This window comes from Kurthia massiliensis (assembly GCF_000285555.1).
GTDB classification, from domain to species: Bacteria; Bacillota; Bacilli; order Bacillales_A; family Planococcaceae; genus Kurthia; species Kurthia massiliensis.
This window is the reverse complement of record NZ_HE611013.1, coordinates 1-2,424: the sequence shown is the minus strand read 5'-3', so window position 1 is coordinate 2,424 and position 2,424 is coordinate 1. Positions and strand designations below refer to the sequence as shown.

The 2,424-nt window shown below is 33.5% G+C and carries 2 protein-coding genes; both read left to right on the top strand.

Features of this window, described 5'->3' with window-relative positions; genetic code table 11:
• On the top strand, positions 1-498 hold a 498-nt coding region (locus tag KMHG_RS19315), incomplete at its 5' end, for a hypothetical protein (protein WP_010291369.1).
• A 1,353-nt stretch (positions 499-1,851) separates the two neighbouring features.
• On the top strand, positions 1,852-2,424 hold a 573-nt coding region (locus tag KMHG_RS16825), incomplete at its 3' end, for a hypothetical protein (RefSeq protein WP_010291366.1).

Genomic DNA, 2,424 nt, shown 5'->3' with positions numbered 1-2,424 from the left:
TTTAAAACGATTTCTAAATCAATCGCTATTAAGCAAGAGCAAAACATCGTGCTGCTAACACAACCAGTGAAACGTCCTACGGACTTTGAGCCATTAAGATTCATTAGTCGTTTAAAACAAGTTATGTACAACAGCTTAATGAACCGCAGATCCGATGTAAAAGCCGTAACCGAAATGATTTATAGCAAAGTACACAGTTACACGAAATTCGATGTCTGGAAAGAACATAAAGAGACAATGCTTGAACACTTATTACGAGTTGTTGAGGTCTGCTTAAAAGCGCACAAAAACGGTCAATTAACGCATATCAAGTCTATGCGTGGCTATATTAATCATTGCTTAGACGAAGAATTAAATGCGTATGTTTTTAACGAACAGAAAAAGCTAATGCCAGTACCCGATAAAAAAGTCAGTCAGGAAATTATTGATTTATATCAAAATGCTTTGAACGAACAACAAGCATTTTACGAAAATGAACTCGAAAAATATTATCGCTAACGTTCATTTTTTGAGATAAACAAATCTGTTTTTAGATTCGGCTTTTTTAAAATGCCATTGTTTTATACCAATCCATTTTTGCAAATCGAAAAACAAAGCAAAAATGAAAAATGCAATTACTGACGGTATAAAATTGGCTATGCAGCTTATTATTCTTAATAACAGGCTTTTTCATTATGCGTGAGGGCAAGCTACGGGTTTGTCATGACAAACCCACATAAAATTTTTTCGCTCGCCCTAAAAGGGCAAGCTACGGGAGTGTGGTCACACTCCCTAAAATTTCATTTTGCTTGTTAGGAATTCCTAAAACCTTTTGTGTCGTTGCACTCGAATAAAAAAATAAAAAAACGCAAGAAATCTAATGCTTTTAATATGCGTGAAAATCAAAAATCATTGGTATGAAATTATACATGATCCACCTGATTTTATAGACAATTAAAAGTTAAAGTTGGCAGTAAAAAACCCCAGCTAATTATGCTGGGGTTGGCAATTAAATTGTATGTGCAATTCGCATAAAGGGGTGTTATCGGCACTTACGGAATTGAAGTATAAATTAATTGACTATTTTATGATTTATCATACAACATACCATCAATAAAGTAAAAAACACCTATTACTATCAGTACAGAAAAAATAAAGGATAGTAAGTAAACTATTTTTTTTTCTATCATCGCAGCTCCAAGAAACTTAATCATTGAATAAATAGAACCTATTGAAAAAAATAAGATTAAGAAGATCATTTCAAATAGGACATCATTTAAAAAGTCATTCATTAGAATATCGTTTAAAAAATCATTCATTAAAATCATTACACCTACTATCCATATTTTTATAGCTTCTTTTTTAACAGCTTTCAGTATCTTTTTTTATTATGCTTAATATGATTTACGTATGCACCGTATGCTGAAAAGACTGCCCCCTATTATAACATCGTTTACTTTCAATACTGTTAGTAGAATAATATAAGGAATGAATTCTAGATGATGAACTAAAATTAGTAATTTATGTATTACAAAAAATTGATTTGTACTTTTTTCACAAAAATGCTATGATTTTTACAACATATTTGAACGTAAAAAAAGCAACCTTACGTGACATAGAAGTGTTGGTAGCACTTTCTATATCGCTTTCCCGTATCTCTGACATACGGTACTAACTTGTAATAGTTGCTTCATTTACATTATAAGTTTGTATCTCTTTAAGTGCTGAAACACTTAAATTTGATACTTCCATTCTATAAAGTTTTACGGAACTTTTCAAGGACTTATTACTGTGATGAAGCAAAAAAGCACGTTTGTATCGGAAAACAACGATACGAGCGTGCTTTTTTCGTTCTAAAAGGAGCGAACGACCATGACAAACCAAACACAAACTATCACTTACACATACAACCCAGCAGCTTATAAGACATTTACCAACTTCACATCTGTAAAAGCCCTTAATACGTCTTTTGAGATGTGGTTAGCAGATCACAAGAAGGAATTCGGCAAGAAAGAGCTACAAGCCCTTAAAACGATTGTGAGACACTCTGTGAAAGTTGCAGGCATCGCTACACTGAAATTAAAGACGCTTGTAAAAGTCGCAAAAGAAAAGTTCGACTTTATTTTTGATGTACGTACCGCAAAACGTGCCGTAGCCAAGGCGAAAAAACTAGGTATGTTAAAGACACTAGAAACACGTACAGCAAACACGAACTTAAAAGGCCCATCAATTTATGTATGGCAACCGTACAAATGCCAAAATGTCCCCACGAAGAAAGCCGAGCCAAGCATTGAAAAAGTCGCGCAAGAATGCGAGGAAATCAAGCGTCGTAAGCAGTTAGACAAAAACGCGCAACGACAAGGCTCACGAGGTGAAATGTCCCCACATAAAACTATTAATACTAAAACTAATATTATTAAATTATTAAATACGTATTCATACGGC